Origin of the sequence: Flavobacterium crassostreae (genome assembly GCF_001831475.1) — a bacterium.
GTDB lineage: Bacteria > Bacteroidota > Bacteroidia > Flavobacteriales > Flavobacteriaceae > Flavobacterium > Flavobacterium crassostreae.
The window spans coordinates 2,210,849-2,233,400 of the sequence record NZ_CP017688.1 but is presented as its reverse complement, the minus strand read 5'-3'; the positions used below and the strand labels follow the sequence as shown (position 1 = coordinate 2,233,400).

Here is a 22,552-nt window from a genome sequence, read left to right as displayed (position 1 = left end):
ATTTTCAGGTTAGAAATATACTCTTTAAACAATAGAACCTTTTTTTTGGCTTTTAAGAATCCATTTTATTGCGTTTTTTTAAGAATTAAGAACTCTAAACCTTAAAATTATAGACAGTTTTTTCTTATAAAAACGACTTTATCTGCGCAAAATGGGCAAAACTAGCCCATAACGTTTCGCGGCTTTAAGAAGTTGGGGATTTGTAAGTCCAAAACTTTCGATTAAACATCGAAAAAAAAAAGTACAAAACAAACTTTAAATTAAGTCCAAAAACCCCAATTTCTTAAAACCGCTGTTGTCGGAGCGGTTATTTTTTTGAATTTCTAATATTTTGTTTTTTCCTTAAACGGATTTGTTTTGTAAATTACAAATCCAAAAATTAATATCAATAATATTTTCCCAATTAAGAATCCATTTCCATAGTTATTAAGATTTTCATAGTGATAAGTGAAAATATTTATTACAATGTAAATCAAATATATTAGGATAATTATAGAGCCGTAAAATAAAATTTTTTTCATTTTCTTTAAAATTAAGCGGTAATATTTTACTATTACCGCTTTTAGTTCTGTTATTTTGTTACAGTTGTTGTAGTAGGAGTATAAATACTGAATGTCAATGCAGCAATTAACCCATTTACAAAACTCTGTCTCGTAAATACAGTGTAATCTGTTGCTCCACCAGCCATTTCTTTAGAATCTGAAACTCCAACTGGTGCTAATCCACCAATTACATAATGATTCCATTTAGTAACTTCGGTGCTACCTTGTGCACCTTTTCCAACTACGCTTGTGTAAGAAAAACAAGACGTTAACATAATTGACATTGCAAAAGCAATCGACAAAACTTTGAATGTTCTTTTCATTCTTTTCATTTAAAAAATTATTGTTTACCCACTTTGAGTTTTATTTAAGCATTATTTTTCTGTTCGGTTTCTATGCTTTTCCGAATTTTCATTTTGATTTTTCTTGATTTAAATATTTGATTTTCAATTTACTTCAGTTTTTTGTAACTGTCCGACAACGTTCCCGCCTTAACTAGTTTGCAGGCTTTGGATACGGATGTTTTTCTTCATAACGAATATACAATTAAAAACGGTAATTCCACAGAATCTGCAAATTAGTTAAGACGATTGTTATGGGCTGTTTTTTTCTTCACAAACCTAAAAACGCAAATATTTTTTGGCTTTAAATTCGAGATTTTTTTATTTAGATTTTCACTTTCTAAAGAACAAATCACTCTTTTTTAATTTTTCACGTAACGCTGGTAAAATCCTGTTTTAAGATTTAAATCCGAGATTTTTCTTATTTGTAAAATCACTTTGTAAAACACAAATTACACTCATTTAATTTTTCGTCAAGTGGGTAAAATGCCGTTTGCGCTTCAACTTTTGGGATTTTCTTGTTTGAAAAATCACTCTGTAAACCGCAAATCACGCTGTTTTATGTCATTATTTTGTTTTGAATTATTTTCAGGTTGGAAATAATATTCTTTAAACAACAAAATCTTTTTTTTTTTGATTTTAAGAATCCATTTTTTTGCGTTTTTTTAGGAATTAAGAACTCTAAACCTTAAAATTATAAACAGTTTTTTCTTATAAAAACGGCTTTATCTGCGCAAAATGGGCAAAACTAGCCCATAACGTTCCCGCCTTAACTAGTTTGCAGGCTTTGGATACGGATGTTTTTCTTCATAACGAATATACAATTAAAAACGGTAATTCCACAGAATCTGCAAATTAGTTAAGACGATTGTTATGGGCTGGTTTTTTCTCCCCAAACCTAAAAACGCAAACATTTTTTGGCTTTAAATACGAGATTTTTTTTATTTAGATACTCACTCTTTAAAAAACAAATCACTCTATTTCAGCTTTTTAATTTTCCTTATTGATTTTTTTTAAGATTTAAATCCGAGATTTTTCTTATTTGGATAATCACTTTGTAAGGAACAAATTACACTCATTTAATTTTTTACGTCACGCTGATAAAATGCCGTTTGCGCTTCAACTTGGGGATTTTCTTGTTTAAAAAAATCACTCTGAAAACCACAAATCACGCTGTTTTAAGTCATTATTTTGTTTTGGATTATTTTCAGTTTTTTAGTAATACTCTTTAAACAACAAAACCTGTTTTTTTAGATTTTAAGAATCCATTTTTTTTGAGCTTTTTTAAAGAATTTAGAACTCTAAACCTTAAAATTATAAACAGTTTTTTCTTATAAAAACGGCTTTATCTGCGCAAAATGGGCAAAACTAGCCCATAACGTTTTGCCAGTTTGAGATGGCTGGAAGTTCGTAACCGCTCAATTTTCAGCTTAACGAAAACTTGATGCGGAACGATAATTCCACTAAATTCCAGCTATATCAAAATGGCTGTTAGTGGCTGCTCATTTCCTCTTGAATTTTTGTCCATTTCTTTGTCCCAATCACGGAATACGATTTTTCCAAAAACTTTACTATCCGGAAATATTCTTATTAATTTAGTTTTAGGATAAAAAGAATCTCTAATTTGAGTCAAAATTTGAATAGCACTGCTATTTAGATTTTCAAAAAGATTATGACCAATATAAATTTCTTCTAAAGATAGAGGATCAAATCTCAAGAATCTATTGTATGGTTGTTTTAAGTCCGCTACTAATCGCCATTCTTTTTCATAATTCCAGTTTTTTGATTTAATGAAAAGCATTAACTCTTTTGAAAAAGTATGTCCTAATGGGAATAATTTAAATTGTTCTGGATACAATACTTTTCGCAATTTTATTTGGTTAAATTGATTTTCATTTTTGAATTTATTAAACTCTTTTGCTTTGAATTTTAATACAATTCCATTATAATTTCCTGTATAGTGAGCCCACATTAAAGGACAGAATTTATTTTCTGTGAATGATATTATTCCAATGTCATCAAAATAGTTTCTTTTTTTTAAACGCTCTTCATCAGAGAAATTATAGTTAAATATCATACTTCTGTTACAATCAAAAGGATCATTAAAATGCACAGGATTACTTAACCATAAATAATTCCCTATTAAAGATGCAATCGTCTTTTCATTCCACGACAGATATTTGTATAGTGTTTCAGTTGTTTCGGGTATTAATTCACCATTTTCTAAATAATCCCATTGTTTTAACTCTCTGTTCCATTCTATAAAATATTTAGAGTCAAATTCATATCCTTCATTCATCATCAGCAAGTTTTTTTATAGGTGAATTCTGCTTTTTTTTTTGAGTTGCCACTAACGTTTCGCCAGTTTGAGATGGCTGGAAGTTCGTAATCTCTCAATTTTCTGCTTAACGAAAACTTGATGCGAAACGGTAATTCCACTAAATTCCAGCTAGCTCAAAATGGCTGTTAGGCATTCGCTTTTCTTTTTTAATCGTTAATTCTATTTTTTAAGTCCATTCTTTCGTGTAAAATTCTCACGACTTCCATTTCTGTATTTTCTGTTTTCTTATAAAACACCAAATGAGATTTAACTTTTGAAAATTTATAATTTTTTCTAATATTGTCGAAATCTTTAGTTACCTCAAAATTTCCTGATACATATTCTATTTCATCAACAATTAAGTTGTAATATCTGTTTGCTTGTTCAACAGACCAATTTTCGGCAGTGTAAATCCAAATATTATTTAAATCTTCAAGAGCTTTTTCACTGATTATATATTCCGCCATTATTTTTGGAAGTTATTATTCAGCATATCTAAGTTTTCTTTTCTGTCAAAATTTTTAATTTTTCGGCTTTTTTCTCCAATTTCTAATTCGATAATCAAAGATTTTTTTTGAATTTCTTCTTCTTCAAAATGTCTCAATGCAGTTCTGACAACTTCGCTTACAGAATTATATTTTCCTGTAGCAATTTGTCTGTTTATGAAATTCTCATAATATTCTCCAATTAGAATTGATGTATTTCGGGCCATAATTTTCAATTTTATACAAATATACCAATTAATGGTATTAAAAAAAATATGATTTATTTCTGTTTTTCCATGCGTCGTGCCAAAGTGATGCCTAACGTTCCCGCCTTAACTAGTTTGCAGGCTTTGGATACGGATGTTTTTCTTCATAACGAATATACAATTAAAAACGGTAATTCCACAGAATCTGCAAATTAGTTAAGACGATTGTTATGGGCTGGTTTTTTCTCCCCAAACCTAAAAACGCAAACATTTTTTGGCTTTAAATACGAGATTTTTTTTATTTAGATACTCACTCTTTAAAAAACAAATCACTCTATTTCAGCTTTTTAATTTTCCTTATTGATTTTTTTTAAGATTTAAATCCGAGATTTTTCTTATTTGGATAATCACTTTGTAAGGAACAAATTACACTCATTTAATTTTTTACGTCACGCTGATAAAATGCCGTTTGCGCTTCAACTTGGGGATTTTCTTGTTTAAAAAAATCACTCTGAAAACCACAAATCACGCTGTTTTAAGTCATTATTTTGTTTTGGATTATTTTCAGTTTTTTAGTAATACTCTTTAAACAACAAAACCTGTTTTTTTAGATTTTAAGAATCCATTTTTTTTGAGCTTTTTTAAAGAATTTAGAACTCTAAACCTTAAAATTATAAACAGTTTTTTCTTATAAAAACGGCTTTATCTGCGCAAAATGGGCAAAACTAGCCCATAACGTTATGCTGCTTTGAGATGGCTGGAAGTTCGTAACCGCTCAATTTTCGGCTTAACGGAAACTTGATGCGGAACGATAATTCCACTAAATTCCAGCTATATCAAAACAGCGGTTAGCACCAGTTTTTTTACTTTCCGTCTCTATTATTTATTCCTTTAACTTTGTCAGCTGGAAGCGCATTGTAAATACCGTTAACTTTTTTCGGTAAAGCTATCATATATTCAACGATAATATTAATCAAGTCAAAAAGTTGTCCAACCGTTGATGGATTGTCTGTATCAATTTGTCCAGGATGAACAGCGTCATTTCCTGTCACTCGAACGATGTCAAGTGATTGTTGGACTATGACTGGAAGTCCTTTTTTTACAAGGTTCCCAATGTCGGTATTTATGTTTTTACCATCTTCACCAAGTTCTTTGCATAAAACTTGAATTGATAAACGTAATAACGCTGAGGCACCTCTTGGAGATTTAGAACATATACCCGAAGCTTCAGTATATAGTTTTAACACTGAATCTGGCATTTCGGGATTAGGGAAGGGTGAATTTCCTAAATCAGGGAAATACATTTTATTTTCAATCCAAACAGAGTTATCATTACAATGCTGACAATTCGCTACTTTCAACGGATTAGAAGAATTTTCTGGATATTGTGAACCATTCCAATTGCAATGCCACCAGTCTTGTTTTGCAATTGCACCACAATGCGGACAAGAAAATGAATTTCCATAAACAACAGGTTTTATATATTTCATAATTGTAAGTTAAAAACATTTTTTTACTTCTATTGATTTGTCAACGGGAAACCATAAGTTACTGTTTTCAATTACTGATGTCTCACTAATCCAGTCTATTAGGTTTGAAATAAAAAAAGAAAAGGAAAGCTCTTTTATTTTATATAAATAATGAGGTAAATTACCATCAATAAATTCGTGCTCCCAAAACTTATAGAACCAATCTTGAGTGAGAGAAATATGGTTAACACTATATTTTTGTCGGTTTTCACCTAATTCGTCCCAAGGATTTTTTATATGATTAGCAATTGTATCAACATTATTTACGGTAGATTCATATGAAAAAATTCCATTAAATAATGGCTTTGATTTGTTAACTCTACCATCAAAAATAAATTTTCCATTTTCATTTGCTTTTTTAACAATATCACTTAAGCCTTGATTTGTAGCATTTGCCTTGACTTCTATAATTCCTAAAACAGAATCAGCAGTTAAAATAACAAAATCATTGTCTTTAAACAAAACAGGGTATGAAGTATCATAAATTATTAAATCAATTTGCTTGGAAGGTTCGTGGTTTCCTCTTTGTCTAGTTTGTCTAACAATAAAACCAGTACCTATTCTAAATTTTTCAGGTAAAAATCTTTGAATCATTGTTTTTATTACAGCTTCTTGATGGCGTCCATCTTCACCCCAATGATTTACTAAGTTTCTTACTCTATCTTTAATTGCTAGTAATTCTTTTGCGGTTGATTTATGAAATTCAATTGTATCCATTTCGTTTTTTTTTTAAATTGGTGCTAACGTTTCGCGGCTTTAAGAAGTTGGGGATTTGTAAACCCGAAACTTTCGATTAAACACCCAAATTCAAAAGTACAAAACAAACTTTAAATTAAGCCCTAAAACCCCAATTTCTTAAAACCGCTGTTAGGCGTTGTTTTTTATTTCAAATTCCATATTGTCTAGATATTCATTCATATTTATTTCACTTTTAACTTTTTTTAATGCTACATCTATTGGAATTGTGGCAGAACCAATTTCATTAGTATATTCGTTGTAGATTATAACTTTTGTTTTATTATAGTTATCTCTAATGAAAACATCATCGTAAATAGCACAAGATAGTTGGTCTAAACATTGCGATGCGTGAATAAGTGAAGATTTCAAATCGTGTTCTTTTTTTTCTTTCAGTTTTAAACAAAATGTTTCATTTTCAATTTCAGTCGAAATAAATTCAAAACCTACTATTTGCATATTATGCACTAAATTTAAAAGTGAAGATTCAAAACGATGATTAGATTTTTCTGAATCACCAATTATGTCAACAATTTCCTTCATATGGTTTATACAAGTAATAACTTGAGATAATCGGATTACTCGATATATGTCTTGTGTCCAAAATACGATTTTATAAAAATCTTCAAATTTTATAAAAACAGTTTTTTTGTTTGTTTTTCCGTATTCAACTTTAATATTCTCTTTGCTTATTGAAAAGGATTTATGTGCTGAAATATTTCGCCACTGACTTGTTGAAATAGAATGTATTGGATCTTTTAAAAAAAGTTTTGCATTATTTTCATATTGCTTTGGAAAATCTGAAATAATTTTTCCAAAATCATAATTCGAATTATCAATTACATTTTGGGTTATTAAGAAGTTAGTTAATTTATCAAATAGTTTGAAGCGTGGTTTAAAAACTCCCTCTAAAGTTTCATCTATAATTTTAAAATAAAAAGTAATTTTATCTCTTTCAGAAAAGTCTGCAAAATTTGGTTGAGTTAATACATTTGTCATCCATTTATAGTCAGTATTACAAATTTCATCAAATGATTCTGAAATAATATTTATTGTTTTTTCCTTATCAAAAATTATGCAATCAGCAAAAATTTTTAATGTCCATTCAAAAAGTTCTAAGTACTCTTTTTTTGCTGAAACTCTAATATAATTTACAATTTCGGTTTTTAAAACTTCTTTGTTTTGTTCTATTAAATCTTCATTTGTTAGGTATTTTTTGAATTTAAGTTTTATTAAGGCGTTCCAATCTTCAACAGTAAAATCTGTAGAAAAATCTAGTCCTTTAAAAATATTATCTCGATTCAAATTTTCGTGTTTTTGGGCAAAATAACGCCTAACGTTCCCGCCTTAACTAGTTTGCAGGCTTTGGATACGGATGTTTTTCTTCGAAACGAATATACAATTAAAAACGGTAATTCCACAGAATCTGCAAATTAGTTAAGACGATTGTTATGGGCTGTTTTTTTCTTCACAAACCTAAAAACGCAAATATTTTTTGGCTTTAAATTCGAGATTTTTTTATTTAGATTTTCACTTTCTAAAGAACAAATCACTCTTTTTTAATTTTTCACGTAACGCTGGTAAAATCCTGTTTTAAGATTTAAATCCGAGATTTTTCTTATTTGTAAAATCACTTTGTAAAACACAAATTACACTCATTTAATTTTTCGTCAAGTGGGTAAAATGCCGTTTGCGCTTCAACTTTTGGGATTTTCTTGTTTGAAAAATCACTCTGTAAACCGCAAATCACGCTGTTTTATGTCATTATTTTGTTTTGAATTATTTTCAGGTTGGAAATAATATTCTTTAAACAACAAAATCTTTTTTTTTTTGATTTTAAGAATCCATTTTTTTGCGTTTTTTTAGGAATTAAGAACTCTAAACCTTAAAATTATAAACAGTTTTTTCTTATAAAAACGGCTTTATCTGCGCAAAATGGGCAAAAATAGCCCATAACGTTCCCGCCTTAACTAGTTTGCAGGCTTTGGATACGGGTGTTTTTCTTCATAACGAATATACAATTAAAAACGATAATTCCACAGAATCTGCAAATTAGTTAAGACGATTGTTATGGGCTGGTTTTTTCTTCACAAACCTAAAAACGCAAATATTTTTTGGTTTTAAATTCAATATTTTTTTATTTAGATTATCATTTTGTAAAGAACAAATCACACTTTTTTAATTTTTCACGTAACGCTGATAAAATCTTGTTTTAAGATTTAAATCCGAGATTTTTCTTATTTGGATAATCACTTTGTAAAATACAAATAACACTCATTTAATTTTTTTCGTCAAGCTGGTAAAATGCCATTTGCGCTTCAACTTGGGGATTTTATTGTTTGAAAAATCACTCTGTAAATCACAAATCACGCTGTTTTATGTCATTATTTTGTTTTGAATTATTTTCAGGTTAGAAATATACTCTTTAAACAATAGAACCTTTTTTTTGGCTTTTAAGAATCCATTTTATTGCGTTTTTTTAAGAATTAAGAACTCTAAACCTTAAAATTATAGACGGTTTTTTCTTATAAAAACGACTTTATCTGCGCAAAATGGGCAAAACTAGCCCATAACGTCTTCGCGCCTCATGCAGTTTGCAGCTTTTGGATGCGATTATTTTCTTCGTAACGAATATACAATTAAAAACGGTAATTCCACAGAATCTGCAAATTGCTTGAGACGTGTGTTACAGGGCGTAGCAATAGCCACAAAACACTTCCATCTTGCTTTTTTTGGCGGGAATTCTCTTTAAAAATAGAAACATTTTCCATTTAAAAAACACATTATTGAGTGGTTTTTTTTATAAAATTAAAGTTTTTCTTTTGTAAAATAAACTTTCTGAAAATACCATTATACACTTTTGACGTCGCAAAAAAAATCCGTTTCAATTCCGTCTAACCTTTTTCCCTTTTGGGCTTAAATTTCTGGTCACTCTCTTTTATGCAACTTATTTTGATTGATTTGTTCTGTTTTAAATCGCAACATTTATTCCTTTTATACTTTGTTTTCCTTAAATATTATTTGGTGAAAAATTATACTAATTCGCCCCATTTTTCGGCAATAAAAAGCAGTTTCTAAGAGAAAAGGAGGGGAGTTTTGACTTACATTACTTTTAAAAAATATATGCTTAAAAACGTTAATTTTCTATTTAAAAATCGATTTTTTCGGAGCTATGCCCTGTAACGTCTTCGCGCCTCATGCAGTTTGCAGCTTTTGGATGCGATTATTTTCTGCGTAACGAATATACAATTAAAAACGGCAATTCCACAGAATCTGCAAATTGCTTGAGACGTGTGTTATGTGGCGTAGCAATAGCCACAAAGTACTTCTATCTTGTTTTTATTTGCTGGAATTCTCTTTAAAACAGAAACATTTTCCATTTAAAAAACACATTATTAAGTAGTTTTTCTTATAAAATTAAAGATTGTCTTTTATAAAATAAACACTCTGAAAATATCATTATACACTTTTGAAGTCGCAAAAAAAATCCGTTTCAATTCCGTCTAACCTTTTTCTCTTTTGGGCTTAAATTTCTGGTCACTCTCTTTTATGCAATTTATTTTGATTGATTTTTTCGGTTTTAAATCGCAACATTTATTCCTTTTATACTTTATTTTCCTTAAATATTATTTGGTGAAAAATTATGCTAATTCGCCCGATTTTTCGACAATAAAAAGCCGTTTCTAAGAGAAAAGGAGGGGAGTTTTGACTTACATTACTTTTAAAAAATACATTCTTAAAAACGTTAATTTTCTATTTTAAAAACGAATTTTCGGAGCTATGCCACATAACGTCTTCGCGCCTCATGCAGTTTGCAGCTTTTGGATGCGATTATTTTCTTCATTACGAATATACAATTAAAAACGGTAATTCCACAGAATCTGCAAATTGCTTGAGACGTGTGTTATGTGGCGTAGCAATAGCCACAAAGTACTTCTATCTCGTTTTTATTTGCGGGAATTATCTTTAAAAACAGAAACATTTTCCATTTAAAAAACACATTATTGAGTAGTTTTTCTTATAAAATTAAAGATTTTATTTTGTAAAATAAACACTCTGAAAATACCATTATACACTTTTGACGTCGCAAAAAAAATCCGTTTCAATTCCGTATAACCTTTTTCGCTTTTGGGCTTAAATTTCTGGTCACTCTCTTTTATGCAACTTATTTTGATTGATTTTTTCGGCTTTAAATCGCAACATTTATTCCTTTTATACTTTATTTTCCTTAAATATTATTTGGTGAAAAATTATACTAATTCGACCGATTTTTCAGTGATAAAAAACCGTTTCTAAGAGAAAAGGAGGGGAGTTTTGACTTACATTACTTTTAAAAAATATATACTTAAAAACGTTAATTTTCTATTTTAAAAATGAATTTTCGGAGCTATGCCACATAACGTTTTGCTGCTTTGAGATGGCTGGAAGTTCGTAACCGCTCAATTTTCGGCTTAACGAAAACTTGATGCGAAACGATAATTCCACTAAATTCCAGCTAGCTCAAAACAGCTGTTAGGCGTTCGGTTTCACAAACTCAATGGAGTGAATCCCCAATCTTGTCTATAACTTTTCACATCATAACTTTTGGTTTTTTCGTTGTAATTTAATTGATATATTCTCCCATTTCTTTCATCTAAATAACAGTTATAATTAATTACATAATTTTCTGGATGCCATTCACTTTTCATTTTTTTATAATTTTTGCGAAGTCTTACAAAAGCAGAATCAGAATCTTCGTTTGGAATATTTGAATTTGGAATTATCGTACTATAAATAAGCAGACTGTCCTTCTCTTGTAAATTTTTACAAATCAACAATGACTTCAAAATTTCATTTACAACTTCATATTTTAAGTTTTTTTCTTTTCTGTTTTTGGGTGTTTGAAATATATTCAACGCATTATTTAATTCAACTCTAAAAGTTGAAGCTATATGGGGAACATTTTTTATTGGTTTATCAAATGGAAACTCCCAATAGTCTTTATATTTATTATTAAAGAATGGAATTGACGAACATTCTTTTTTTGAATTAATCAGAACAATTATTTGTTGTTTATTTTCTATACTGTCTGCTTCAGAAAATAATTGAATTTCAAAATTAAGTTCTCCGTTTTTTACACTTTTAACAAGTTTGTAATCATTGTCAAAGTTTTTCTTATCAGTTTTTAGTTGAGGAAATCTTTCGATTGTATTTTGAATTGATTTTTCAACATTTTTATTATTCTTTTCAGAACAACTAATTATTATTAGGAATATAAAAAAGTAAATGGAATAATTACATATGTTCATTTTGTTCAATTTTTTCTGCGTTCCGCTAAACTGACGCCTAACGTCTTCGCGCCTCATGCAGTTTGCAGCTTTTGGATGCGATTATTTTCTTCGTAACGAATATACAATTAAAAACGGTAATTCCACAGAATCTGCAAATTGCTTGAGACGTGTGTTACAGGGCGTAGCAATAGCCATAAAACACTTCCATCTTGCTTTTTTTGGCGGGAATTCTCTTTAAAAACAGAAACATTTTCCATTTAAAAAATACATTATTGAGTGGTTTTCCTTATAAAATTAAAAAAGTTTATTTTGTAAAATAAACTTTCTGAAAATACCATTATACACTTTTGACGTCGCAAAAAAAATCCGTTTCAATTCCGTCTAACCTTTTTCCCTTTTGGGCTTAAATTTCTGGTCACTCTCTTTTATGCAACTTATTTTGATTGATTTTTTCTGTTTTAAATTGCAACATTTATTCCTTTTATACTTTGTTTTCCTTAAATATTATTTGGTGAAAAATTATACTAATTCGCCCCATTTTTCGGCAATAAAAAGCCGTTTGTAAGAGAAAAGGAGGGAGGTTTTGACTTACATTACTTTTAAAATATATATGCTTAAAAACGTTAATTTTCTATTTTAAAAACGGATTTTCGGAGCTATGCCCTGTAACGTTCTCTCGCTACAGCGGGTTTGGGACTAAATTAAGCCCTATTTTCGGATTTGCCAAATCTTCCAAATACAAAACCAACTTTCCATTATGCTAATTGCCCAAATCCGTTGTAGCGTGTGTTGGCAGTAGTAACAATTACCTTTCCGTTATTCCATAATAAAAAGCTTTGTTAATAATTCGGTTGATTTAATTTTGTTGTTTTTATTATCATAGTTGTTTTTGGGTTCTGAAAAATAAGTTAATCCAAACCAATTAGTAAATCTTTCAAATGTACGAACAGAATAACAATTGTTAAATTGTTCTTCTGGAGTTGCATAATCATCAACGAAAAGAGGAAGGAAGTTAAAAAAAACGGAAAGATATTTTTCGGAATAAAAGAGAGTTTTCTTTTCACTTTCTCCGTATTTTAGAAGTAAATAAATTGAAAATAATGAACCGTATTGACCAACTGGTTCCTCGACAAAACCATCATTAAAACTCCAATTGAAACTTTCCGTAAATGTCAAATAAATTTGTTTAAATAAAAATAACCGACTTTCTTCCTTTAAAAATTTTTCTCCATTTTTAGTAAGTAAAATTTTTCCATTAACTTTTTTTGTAAGCTTTGCTAATTCACATACAATTTTTGCAGACTTAATTGAAATACTATCATCTTCTTTCCAAAGTTTGGTTATTCCTGATTCTATGAAATCTTCAGGAATAAATTTGTAAGCATAAAGTTCTACCATTATTTTCTTTGGTAAAGCGCCAAGTGGAGTAAGTTTTATAAATTTATCACGTTGAATAATTTTAAGAAACTCTTCCGTAATTTTAAAGAAAGGGATTTTGTTAAGTGTTTCATTATTTATACCATCTCTGAATTTTATAGGTGATTTTTCACCCAAAGGATTATGGATTATTTCAAATGTTTGAGATGGCGAAAGTCCGGATAATTTCTCTTGAGAAGTATTATTATATAAATTAATTGATTCTTCATTATTTGGTAATTCCATATCCGTCTGATTTTCAAAGTTATTACTGCCAACGTTCCCGCCTTAACTAGTTTGCAGGCTTTGGATACGGATGTTTTTCTTCATAACGAATATACAATTAAAAACGATAATTCCACAGAATCTGCAAATTAGTTAAGGCGATTGTTGTAGGCTGGTTGTTTTATTCATAAACCTAAAAACACAAACAAATTCCTACTTTAAATTCGAGATTTTTTTATTTAGATTCTCGCTCTTTAAAGAGCGAATCACTCTATTTCAGCTTTTTAATTTTCGTTGTTGATTTTTTTTAAGATTTAAATCCGAGATTTTTCTTATTTGAATAATCACTTTGTAAGGAACAAATTACACTCATTTAATTTTTTACGTCACGCTGATAAAATGCCGTTTGCGCTTCAACTTGGGGATTTTCTTATTTGAAAAATCACTCTGTAAATCACAAATCACGCTGTTTTATGTCATTATTTTGTTTTGAATTATTTTCAGGTTGGAAATAATATTCTTTAAATAACAAAATCTTTTTTTTTGGATTTTAAGAATCCATTTTTTTGCGTTTTTTTAGGAATTAAGAACCCTAAACTTTAAAATTATAAACAGTTTTTTCTTAATTAAAAGGTTAATTATGCGCGATTTGGGCGCAACTTGCCTACAACGTCCTCGCGCCTCATGCAGTTTGCAGCTTTTGGATGCGATTATTTTATTCTTTACGAATATACAATTAAAAACGGTAATTCCACAGAATCTGCAAATTGCTTGAGACGTGTGTTATGTGGCGTAGCAATAGCCACAAAGTACTTCTATCTTGCTTTTTTTGGCGGGAATTCTCTTTAAAAAGAGAAACATTTTCCATTTAAAAAATACATTATTGAGTAGTTTTTCTTATAAAATTAAAGATTATTTTTTATAAAATAAACACTCTGAAAATATCATTACACACTTTTGACGTCGCAAAAAAAATCCGTTTCAATTCCGTCTAACCTTTTTCTCTTTTGGGCTTAAATTTCTGGTCACTCTCTTTTATACAACTTATTTTGATTGATTTTTTCGGTTTTAAATTGCAACATTTATTCCTTTTATACTTTATTTTCCTTAAATATTATTTAGTGAAAAATTATACTAATTCGCCCGATTTTCGGCAATAAAAAGCCGTTTCTAAGAGAATAGGAGAGGAGTTTTGACTTACATTACTTTTAAAAAATAGATGCTTAAAAACGTTAATTTTCTATTTTAAAAACGAATTTTCGGAGCTATGCCACATAACGTCCTCGCGCCTCATGCAGTTTGCAGCTTTTGGATGCGATTATTTTATTCTTTACGAATATACAATTAAAAACGGTAATTCCACAGAATCTGCAAATTGCTTGAGACGTGTGTTATGTGGCGTAGCAATAGCCACAAAGTACTTCTATCTTGCTTTTTTTGGCGGGAATTCTCTTTAAAAAGAGAAACATTTTCCATTTAAAAAATACATTATTGAGTAGTTTTTCTTATAAAATTAAAGATTATTTTTTATAAAATAAACACTCTGAAAATATCATTACACACTTTTGACGTCGCAAAAAAAATCCGTTTCAATTCCGTCTAACCTTTTTCTCTTTTGGGCTTAAATTTCTGGTCACTCTCTTTTATACAACTTATTTTGATTGATTTTTTCGGTTTTAAATTGCAACATTTATTCCTTTTATACTTTATTTTCCTTAAATATTATTTAGTGAAAAATTATACTAATTCGCCCGATTTTCGGCAATAAAAAGCCGTTTCTAAGAGAATAGGAGAGGAGTTTTGACTTACATTACTTTTAAAAAATAGATGCTTAAAAACGTTAATTTTCTATTTTAAAAACGAATTTTCGGAGCTATGCCACATAACGTTCCCGCCTTAACTAGTTTGCAGGCTTTGGATACGGATGTTTTTCTTCATAACGAATATACAATTAAAAACGGTAATTCCACAGAATCTGCAAATTAGTTAAGACGATTGTTATGGGCTGGTTTTTTCTCCCCAAACCTAAAAACGCAAACATTTTTTGGCTTTAAATACGAGATTTTTTTTATTTAGATACTCACTCTTTAAAAAACAAATCACTCTATTTCAGCTTTTTAATTTTCCTTATTGATTTTTTTTAAGATTTAAATCCGAGATTTTTCTTATTTGGATAATCACTTTGTAAGGAACAAATTACACTCATTTAATTTTTTACGTCACGCTGATAAAATGCCGTTTGCGCTTCAACTTGGGGATTTTCTTGTTTAAAAAAATCACTCTGAAAACCACAAATCACGCTGTTTTAAGTCATTATTTTGTTTTGGATTATTTTCAGTTTTTTAGTAATACTCTTTAAACAACAAAACCTGTTTTTTTAGATTTTAAGAATCCATTTTTTTTGAGCTTTTTTAAAGAATTTAGAACTCTAAACCTTAAAATTATAAACAGTTTTTTCTTATAAAAACGGCTTTATCTGCGCAAAATGGGCAAAACTAGCCCATAACGTCCTCGCGCCTCATGCAGTTTGCAGCTTTTGGATGCGATTATTTTATTCTTTACGAATATACAATTAAAAACGGTAATTCCACAGAATCTGCAAATTGCTTGAGACGTGTGTTATGTGGCGTAGCAATAGCCACAAAGTACTTCTATCTTGCTTTTTTTGGCGGGAATTCTCTTTAAAAAGAGAAACATTTTCCATTTAAAAAATACATTATTGAGTAGTTTTTCTTATAAAATTAAAGATTATTTTTTATAAAATAAACACTCTGAAAATATCATTACACACTTTTGACGTCGCAAAAAAAATCCGTTTCAATTCCGTCTAACCTTTTTCTCTTTTGGGCTTAAATTTCTGGTCACTCTCTTTTATACAACTTATTTTGATTGATTTTTTCGGTTTTAAATTGCAACATTTATTCCTTTTATACTTTATTTTCCTTAAATATTATTTAGTGAAAAATTATACTAATTCGCCCGATTTTCGGCAATAAAAAGCCGTTTCTAAGAGAATAGGAGAGGAGTTTTGACTTACATTACTTTTAAAAAATAGATGCTTAAAAACGTTAATTTTCTATTTTAAAAACGAATTTTCGGAGCTATGCCACATAACGTCCTCGCGCCTCATGCAGTTTGCAGCTTTTGGATGCGATTATTTTCTTCATTACGAATATACAATTAAAAACGGTAATTCCACAGAATCTGCAAATTGCTTGAGACGTGTGTTATGTGGCGTAGCAATAGCCACAAAATACTTCTATCTTGCTTTTTTTGGCGGGAATTCTCTTTAAAAAGAGAAACATTTTCCATTTAAAAAATACATTATTGAGTAGTTTTTCTTATAAAATTAAAGATTTTATTTTGTAAAATAAACACTATGAAAATATCATTACACACTTTTGACGTCGCAAAAAAAATCCGTTTCAATTCCGTTTAACCTTTTTCGTTTTTGGGCTTAAATTTCTGGTCACTCTCTTTTATGCAACTTATTTTGATTGATTTTTTCGGTTTTAAATTGCAACATTTATTCCTTTTATACTTTATTTTCCTTAAATATTATTTGGTAAAAAATTATACTAATTCGCCCGATTTTTCGGCGATAAAAAGCCGTTTCTAAGAGAAAAGGAGGGAGGTTTTGACTTACATTACTTTTAAAATATATATGCTTAAAAACGTTAATTTTCTATTTTAAAAACGAATTTTTGGAGCTATGCCACATAACGTCCCCGCGCTAAAAGCAGTTTGGGACTAAATTAAGCCCATTTTTCGGATTTGCCAAATCTTCCAAATAGAAAACCAATTTCAAATTAATCCTAATGCCCAAATTGCTTGTAGCGTGTGTTAGCCGTTGTTTTTTTATTTATCATTGTTTTGAAAGTTCAATTATTACTTTTTTCCCATTTTCATTTTCGGGATTTAATTCAATCGACCTTTTATACATTTTAATTGCATCTTCTTTTTTATTTAGTTTTAATAATATTTCTCCATAACTATCATAAGCATTTCCGCTATTTGGATATAATAAAACATTAAGTTTGAAGGTTTCTAAAGCTTTTTCATTTTCATTTTTGTTTAAATATTCATAGCCTAAATTATTTAGATTATCTTCTGAATGTAAATATGTCTTATTTTCTTTCTTTACATTATTTGATGAACTAATGGCATAATTTAGAATACGTTCATAAACTTCTATTTTTTGTTTTTTATTTAATGTTTCAGCATAGCTTTTAGCAATTGTTGTAATTACCAAACTTGGATTGTCAAACCAAATTCCGTGACCGCATTCAAATGCTGTAATTCCAATGCTTTTTGGATGACTTTCAACAAACTTTTTATGACATTCTTTCCAATATTCTACTTTTTCAGTTTCTTTAAATGGTGAAATTCCATTTATTAAATCTACTACGGGAATATTTTGTGGAATTGATAATTCACTCATCATTTTTGTGGTTTCACGAATATTTGAAGCCATATAAAATAAACCAAGATTGGTTTTCTTCCATTCTGGAATAAGTTTTTCTTGTTTTTTTAAATCACTTTCCACAAACTTTTCCATAAAATTATGGTTCACATCGATCAACACAATCGATTTTACAAGATTTGGATTTCTTACCGAATATAAAGTTGAAAAGTAACCGCCAAAAGAATGGGAAACTAACATAATTTGTTTGTTATAACCCAATTTTTTTAATCCTATTTCTAAATCCAAAATGCTGTTTGTTATTCCGTGTTTTGAAATTTCAGTTTCTAAAGTATTTATTGTACTTTTTCCAAAACCTTCTCTGTCATAAGTAATTAAAGTTGCTCCAGTAATTTCTGCAATTGGTTTTAAAATAGAACTCCAAACTGTACCATCACTTCCGCCACCAGCCTCAAAAAGAATTGGAATACCTGTTCCTTTTATAATGTTGAAATGTAATTTATGATTTCCAACATCTACCAAAGTATCAATTATTTGAGATTGAGTTTTTTGAAAACTAAAAACTATGAAGAACGTAACAATTTTTAAGAATAATTTCATTTTTATTTTTTCTTTTTCTTTTTCTTGGTTTTCTGTAGCGCCAAAATAACGGCTAACGTTATGCCACTTTGAGATGGCTGGAAGTTCGTAACTCTTCAGTTTTCGGCTTAACGAAAACTTGATGCGAAACGGTAATTCCACTAAATTCCAGCTAGCTCAAAATGGCGGTTGTGCGATGTTTTTTTATTTTTCAAATGTTTCTATTATCCAATTCAGACAAATTTCGGAATCCATAATTGACCAAGAATGTGGATTTTTAGTTCCGTCTAATCGAACTCCTTTTCCTTGACTAACGATTACTCTAGCGTTTTTATTTCCCATTATTTTTAATTGGTTTATCATTGAGATTATATCAATTCCATTCCAATCATTTAAGTCACGATGTCTTTCATTAATTAACCAATCTGTATCCAAATCAGTAAACATTAAAAGAGGCATTTTTTTTAAATACTTTGCGTTTCCGCCATCTTTTGCTCCATAGGAGTAAATAGAGTTTTCTATATATTTTTCAGGAAATTTTTCTGGCGATCCTCCATAAATACTGTCCCAATTATTCTTCATCCATTTTGCCTCATCTACAGCTGGCTCATAAATATTTCTTTCGATTTCTCTTTCGCAATATTTATAAAATCTTGCTTGGTCTAAAGGTGCGTCTAATGCAAAAATACCTTTTGGAATTATAAAATACTTTTCGGGATTTTTAGTTGCCTTTTCAGCGTACGTTAAAGAAATCATTGCGCCACTCGAAAGTCCACCGATTATAAATTTATCTTTTGATACTTGATGCTTTGCGACAATTTCACTGAAAATTTTATCAAGTAATTTGAATTCTGCTTCTCGATTATCTGTTCCCCAATTTATTGATGGAACAATTACCATAATTCCTTTTTCAACTGCTATTTTTTGAAGAGTTATTTGTTTTAATGTGTTTTCAACAAGTTCTCCACCAGAAGGAATTACAACTAAAACTCCTATAATATTGTTTTTCGGCAGATATTTATAATAAAATAGTTCTGTTGAATTTTCATCGTTAACATACAATTCGGAAATATCAGTTTTTGAAATGGATATTTTCTCAAATTCTTGTGCTTTACAAGATATAAGGTTAAAAATTAATGCAAAAATTATTATGTTTTTCATTTTTCGGTTTTTTTGGTCAAAATATCGCACAACGTTCCCGCCTTAACTAGTTTGCAGGCTTTGGATACGGGTGTTTTTCTTCATAACGAATATACAATTAAAAACGGTAATTCCACAGAATCTGCAAATTAGTTAAGACGATTGTTATGGGCTGGTTTTTTCTTCACAAACCTAAAAAACGCAAACATTTTTTGGCTTTAAATTCGAGATTTTTTTATTTAGATTCTCACTTTGTAAAGAATAAATCACTCTTTTTTAATTTTTCCCGTAACGCTGATAAAATCCCGTTTTAAGATTTAAAACCGAGATTTTTCTTATTTGAATAATCACTTTGTAAAACACAAATAACACTCATTTAATTTCTTCGTCAAGCTGGTAAAATGCCGTTTGCGCTTCAACTTGGGGATTTTCTTGTTTAAAAAAATCACTCTGTAAACTACAAATCACGCTGTTTTAAGTCATTATTTTGTTTTGGATTATTTTCAGGTTGGAAATAATATTCTTTAAACAACAAAATATTTTTTTTTGGCTTTTAAGAATCCAGTTATTTTGCGTTTTTTTAGGAATTAAGAACCCTAAACTTTAAAATTATAAACAGTTTTTTCTTATAAAAACGGCTTTATCTGCGCAAAATGGGCAAAACTAGCCCATAACGTTCCCGCCTTAACTAGTTTGCAGGCTTTGGATTCGGATGTTTTTCTTCATAACCAATATACAATTAAAAACGGTAATTCCACAGAATCTGCAAATTAGTTAAGACGATTGTTATGGGCTGGTTTTTTCTTCACAAACCTAAAAACGCAAATATTTTTGGCTTTAAATTCGAGATTTTTTTTATTTAGATTTTCACTTTCTAAAGAACAAATCACTCTTTTTTAATTTTTCTCGTAACGCTGGTAAAATCCTGTTTTAAGATTTAAATCCGAGATTTTTCTTATTTGTAAAATCACTTTGTAAAACACAAATTACACTCATTTAATTTTTCGTCAAGTGGGTAAAATGCCGTTTGCGCTTCAACTTTTGGGATTTTCTTGTTTGAAAAATCACTCTGTAAACCGCAAATCACGCTGTTTTATGTCATTATTTTGTTTTGAATTATTTTCAGGTTGGAAATAATATTCTTTAAACAACAAAATCTTTTTTTTTTTGATTTTAAGAATCCATTTTTTTGCGTTTTTTTAGGAATTAAGAACTCTAAACCTATTTTAGCCCCTTAATAGTTCGGAGTGATATTTTAAATTTCAAATAGTACATTTGAGATATGAAATACAAGAAATGGAGTTTAGAAGAAAAGCTAGAAATCCTATCCTTTTCAGAAGAATTAGGAGCCGTTGAAACCTGCCGTAAATACAGCCTTAGCACTGGCACTTTGTATAGCTGGAAGAAGAAACACGAGAAGCAGGGAGAAGCAGGTTTAAAAGTAACTTATGACACTAGTAGTAAAGAGCTAAAGCAAGCTGAGGAAGAAAACAGAATTCTACGCAAATTATTAGCTAACAAGGAAATCGAATTAGAAATCGGGCGTGAACTTTTAAAAAAAAAGTTTGGGACATCCGATCCAAGAAAGATTTAGTAGATAGTTTTTATAGTAAACATAAGATTAGTAAAACTAAAATTATTGCTATGGTAGGCATGGTTCAAAGTAGTTATTATAGAAGACCAAGCTCAGGTAAGAAAGGTATTAAACCTAGTGAATTTACCTTTAATAAACATCAAGGATATGTAAGTCAAGATACTGTTGTTGAATCTGTTAAAGATGTTTTAAGTAATGAGTTTATTGACTGCGGTTACCGTTTAATGACTTCCTATTTACAACGAGAGGGGTACTTAATTAATCCTAAAAAGTTGTATCGAATTATGAGAGAAGAGGGTTTGTTGAAACTAGAAAACCGAATAAACAGGAGTGGTTCTGGTCGTAAATTTGTAAAATATAGAAAAGTTAAAACCACTAAACCTTTTGAATGTTTAGAAATGGATATTAAGATGGTTTGGATCCCAAAGGTAGGTAAAAACGCTTATTTACTATCTATAATAGACGTTCATACTCGCAGAATATTAAAGGATTTTTTCTCTTTTTCTATAAAACAAAACAAAGTAATCGCTTTGCTTTCTGATTTATTTTTAGAATACCAATACCCTGAAAATGTTGTGATAAGAAGTGATAATGGAAGTCAATTTATTGCCAAAAGAGTTCGGGAATACCTTGGACTCATTGGAGTTCAGCAAGAATTTACCCATGTAGCAACACCAGAAGAAAATGCACATATTGAAGCCTATCATGGAATACTAAAAAAAGAAGTGTTCCAAAGAGTTGATTATAGAACTTTTGGAGAAATTGAACTAATACTAAAAAGATATGTGATTTTCTATAATAATACTAGGCTACATGGACTTTTAGGACGCATTACCCCAATAGAGAAATGGAACCAGGATAAGCATCTAATTTTGATGAAAAAATTAACCGCATAAATAATAATCGAAATTTACAATAATACTCTTGTTTTATAGGGGTCAAAACAAAACCTTAAAATTATAAACAGTTTTTTCTTATAAAAACGGCTTTATCTGCGCAAAATGGGCAAAAATAGCCCATAACGTTTCGCGGCTTGCAGAAGTGGCGAACTTCGTAACCGAGATTTTTCGGCTAAGATAAAATTTCTTGCGAAAGATAATCGTGAATTTACCACATATTTCGCCATTTATGCAAACCGCTGTTAGCGGTTCGGTTGTTCTATTTAATACAATTTTCTATTAGAATTTAAAATGATTTTGCTTTTTAATTCTTTCTTATTTTCCTTTTCTTACTATAAAATTTTACGAATAAAAATTACTTTTCAAGTTTTTGTTTTCGATTATTGTAATCAGTAAATTTTGTGAAACTTCTGCTTATTAAAAATTAAATAATATTCTGCTGTTAAAATTTCTATTTTTAAACATTTTAGTTTTTTAAATTCTTTTCGAATTATCTTAATTTAATTTTTGAGTTAAATCATTTTTCATTGACTATTAAATATGAAAATAGATATCCAAATTACAAACACAAATAAATGTATAAAGAATGAATACTTTGTTTCCTTATTCAAACCAAAAGATAATATTCCATTTATAATTAATAGAATAACATTTATAATTGCAATTAAGAAGACAGATAACAAATCTAAATTCGGCGTGCAAGGTCCAGATTTATACTCCGCAGACGAATTAAAAATAGCTATTGCTATTGCAGAAATTGCATAAAAAAGCAATGATAATAAAGCATTTCTTTTTTCGGTATTAATCTTTTTTACTTCTGTACACATTTCTTTTTAGTCGTAATTTCA

At 29.3% G+C, this 22,552-nt stretch carries 15 protein-coding genes; 4 read left to right on the top strand and 11 right to left on the bottom strand.

The window, feature by feature from the left end; genetic code table 11:
• Window positions 1-571: 571 nt before the first annotated feature.
• The 4 genes from LB076_RS09970 to LB076_RS09955 all read right to left on the bottom strand — a co-directional run bounded on the left by LB076_RS09970 (window position 572) and on the right by LB076_RS09955 (window position 3,915).
• On the bottom strand, window positions 572-874 hold the full coding sequence (locus tag LB076_RS09970) for a Bor family protein (protein WP_198402042.1): 303 nt from the start codon (window positions 872-874) through the stop codon (window positions 572-574).
• A 1,483-nt stretch (window positions 875-2,357) separates the two neighbouring features.
• Window positions 2,358-3,185, bottom strand: a complete 828-nt coding sequence (locus LB076_RS09965; protein WP_066335187.1) for a DUF2971 domain-containing protein — start codon at window positions 3,183-3,185, stop codon at window positions 2,358-2,360.
• 185 nt (window positions 3,186-3,370) lie between these two features.
• Complete coding sequence (locus LB076_RS09960) at window positions 3,371-3,670, bottom strand: type II toxin-antitoxin system RelE/ParE family toxin (RefSeq protein ID WP_066335188.1); 300 nt, start codon at window positions 3,668-3,670, stop codon at window positions 3,371-3,373.
• Entirely contained in the window at window positions 3,670-3,915 is a 246-nt protein-coding gene (locus tag LB076_RS09955; protein ID WP_066335192.1) for a type II toxin-antitoxin system ParD family antitoxin, read from the bottom strand. Before LB076_RS09955 ends, LB076_RS09960 begins: the two co-directional genes overlap by 1 nt.
• 48 nt (window positions 3,916-3,963) lie before the next feature.
• Between LB076_RS09955 and LB076_RS13880 the strand changes: the two genes are divergently transcribed.
• The gene (locus LB076_RS13880; protein ID WP_157776681.1) at window positions 3,964-4,110 is read left to right on the top strand and encodes a hypothetical protein; all 147 of its coding nucleotides are present in this window, start codon (window positions 3,964-3,966) and stop codon (window positions 4,108-4,110) included.
• Between the two features lie 647 nt (window positions 4,111-4,757).
• Here the strand turns inward: LB076_RS13880 and LB076_RS09950 are convergent.
• The 7 genes from LB076_RS09950 to LB076_RS09920 all read right to left on the bottom strand — a co-directional run bounded on the left by LB076_RS09950 (window position 4,758) and on the right by LB076_RS09920 (window position 19,232).
• On the bottom strand, window positions 4,758-5,384 hold the full coding sequence (locus tag LB076_RS09950) for a DUF4145 domain-containing protein (RefSeq protein ID WP_066333651.1): 627 nt from the start codon (window positions 5,382-5,384) through the stop codon (window positions 4,758-4,760).
• A gap of 9 nt (window positions 5,385-5,393) precedes the next feature.
• A complete protein-coding gene (locus LB076_RS09945) occupies window positions 5,394-6,140 on the bottom strand; it encodes a DUF6602 domain-containing protein (RefSeq protein ID WP_066333652.1) in 747 nt (248 codons plus the stop codon).
• 150 nt (window positions 6,141-6,290) lie between these two features.
• Entirely contained in the window at window positions 6,291-7,463 is a 1,173-nt protein-coding gene (locus LB076_RS09940; protein ID WP_070786774.1) for a hypothetical protein, read from the bottom strand.
• A gap of 3,221 nt (window positions 7,464-10,684) precedes the next feature.
• Complete coding sequence (locus tag LB076_RS09935; protein ID WP_232505647.1) at window positions 10,685-11,503, bottom strand: hypothetical protein; 819 nt, start codon at window positions 11,501-11,503, stop codon at window positions 10,685-10,687.
• Between the two features lie 741 nt (window positions 11,504-12,244).
• A complete protein-coding gene (locus tag LB076_RS09930; protein ID WP_070786772.1) occupies window positions 12,245-13,090 on the bottom strand; it encodes a hypothetical protein in 846 nt (281 codons plus the stop codon).
• A gap of 3,844 nt (window positions 13,091-16,934) precedes the next feature.
• Entirely contained in the window at window positions 16,935-18,233 is a 1,299-nt protein-coding gene (locus tag LB076_RS09925) for an alpha/beta fold hydrolase (RefSeq protein WP_066336601.1), read from the bottom strand.
• Between the two features lie 42 nt (window positions 18,234-18,275).
• Window positions 18,276-19,232, bottom strand: coding sequence for a hypothetical protein (locus LB076_RS09920; protein ID WP_066336600.1), 957 nt, complete (start codon window positions 19,230-19,232; stop codon window positions 18,276-18,278).
• 1,261 nt (window positions 19,233-20,493) lie between these two features.
• On the opposite strand from LB076_RS09920, the gene LB076_RS09915 reads away from it, so the two are divergent.
• From LB076_RS09915 to LB076_RS09905, 3 genes are all read left to right on the top strand, one after another.
• Window positions 20,494-20,805 carry a transposase gene (locus LB076_RS09915; RefSeq protein WP_066337192.1) on the top strand — a complete coding sequence of 104 codons (312 nt, stop codon included), beginning with the start codon at window positions 20,494-20,496 and terminating at the stop codon, window positions 20,803-20,805.
• Between the two features lie 50 nt (window positions 20,806-20,855).
• Window positions 20,856-21,701, top strand: a complete 846-nt coding sequence (locus LB076_RS09910; protein ID WP_099092434.1) for an IS3 family transposase — start codon at window positions 20,856-20,858, stop codon at window positions 21,699-21,701.
• Window positions 21,702-22,244: 543 nt separating this feature from the next.
• Window positions 22,245-22,469, top strand: a complete 225-nt coding sequence (locus LB076_RS09905) for a hypothetical protein (RefSeq protein ID WP_070786771.1) — start codon at window positions 22,245-22,247, stop codon at window positions 22,467-22,469.
• Window positions 22,470-22,552: the final 83 nt, after the last annotated feature.

Coding starts and splice junctions, on each gene's coding strand:
- LB076_RS09970 (WP_198402042.1), bottom strand. CDS start 874: ATGAAAAGAATGAAAAGAACATTCAAAGTTTTGTCGATTGCTTTTGCA.
- LB076_RS09965 (WP_066335187.1), bottom strand. CDS start 3,185: ATGATGAATGAAGGATATGAATTTGACTCTAAATATTTTATAGAATGG.
- LB076_RS09960 (WP_066335188.1), bottom strand. CDS start 3,670: ATGGCGGAATATATAATCAGTGAAAAAGCTCTTGAAGATTTAAATAAT.
- LB076_RS09955 (WP_066335192.1), bottom strand. CDS start 3,915: ATGGCCCGAAATACATCAATTCTAATTGGAGAATATTATGAGAATTTC.
- LB076_RS13880 (WP_157776681.1), top strand. CDS start 3,964: ATGATTTATTTCTGTTTTTCCATGCGTCGTGCCAAAGTGATGCCTAAC.
- LB076_RS09950 (WP_066333651.1), bottom strand. CDS start 5,384: ATGAAATATATAAAACCTGTTGTTTATGGAAATTCATTTTCTTGTCCG.
- LB076_RS09945 (WP_066333652.1), bottom strand. CDS start 6,140: ATGGATACAATTGAATTTCATAAATCAACCGCAAAAGAATTACTAGCA.
- LB076_RS09935 (WP_232505647.1), bottom strand. CDS start 11,503: ATGAGGCGCGAAGACGTTAGGCGTCAGTTTAGCGGAACGCAGAAAAAA.
- LB076_RS09930 (WP_070786772.1), bottom strand. CDS start 13,090: ATGGAATTACCAAATAATGAAGAATCAATTAATTTATATAATAATACT.
- LB076_RS09920 (WP_066336600.1), bottom strand. CDS start 19,232: ATGAAAAACATAATAATTTTTGCATTAATTTTTAACCTTATATCTTGT.
- LB076_RS09915 (WP_066337192.1), top strand. CDS start 20,494: ATGAAATACAAGAAATGGAGTTTAGAAGAAAAGCTAGAAATCCTATCC.
- LB076_RS09910 (WP_099092434.1), top strand. CDS start 20,856: ATGGTAGGCATGGTTCAAAGTAGTTATTATAGAAGACCAAGCTCAGGT.
- LB076_RS09905 (WP_070786771.1), top strand. CDS start 22,245: ATGAAAATAGATATCCAAATTACAAACACAAATAAATGTATAAAGAAT.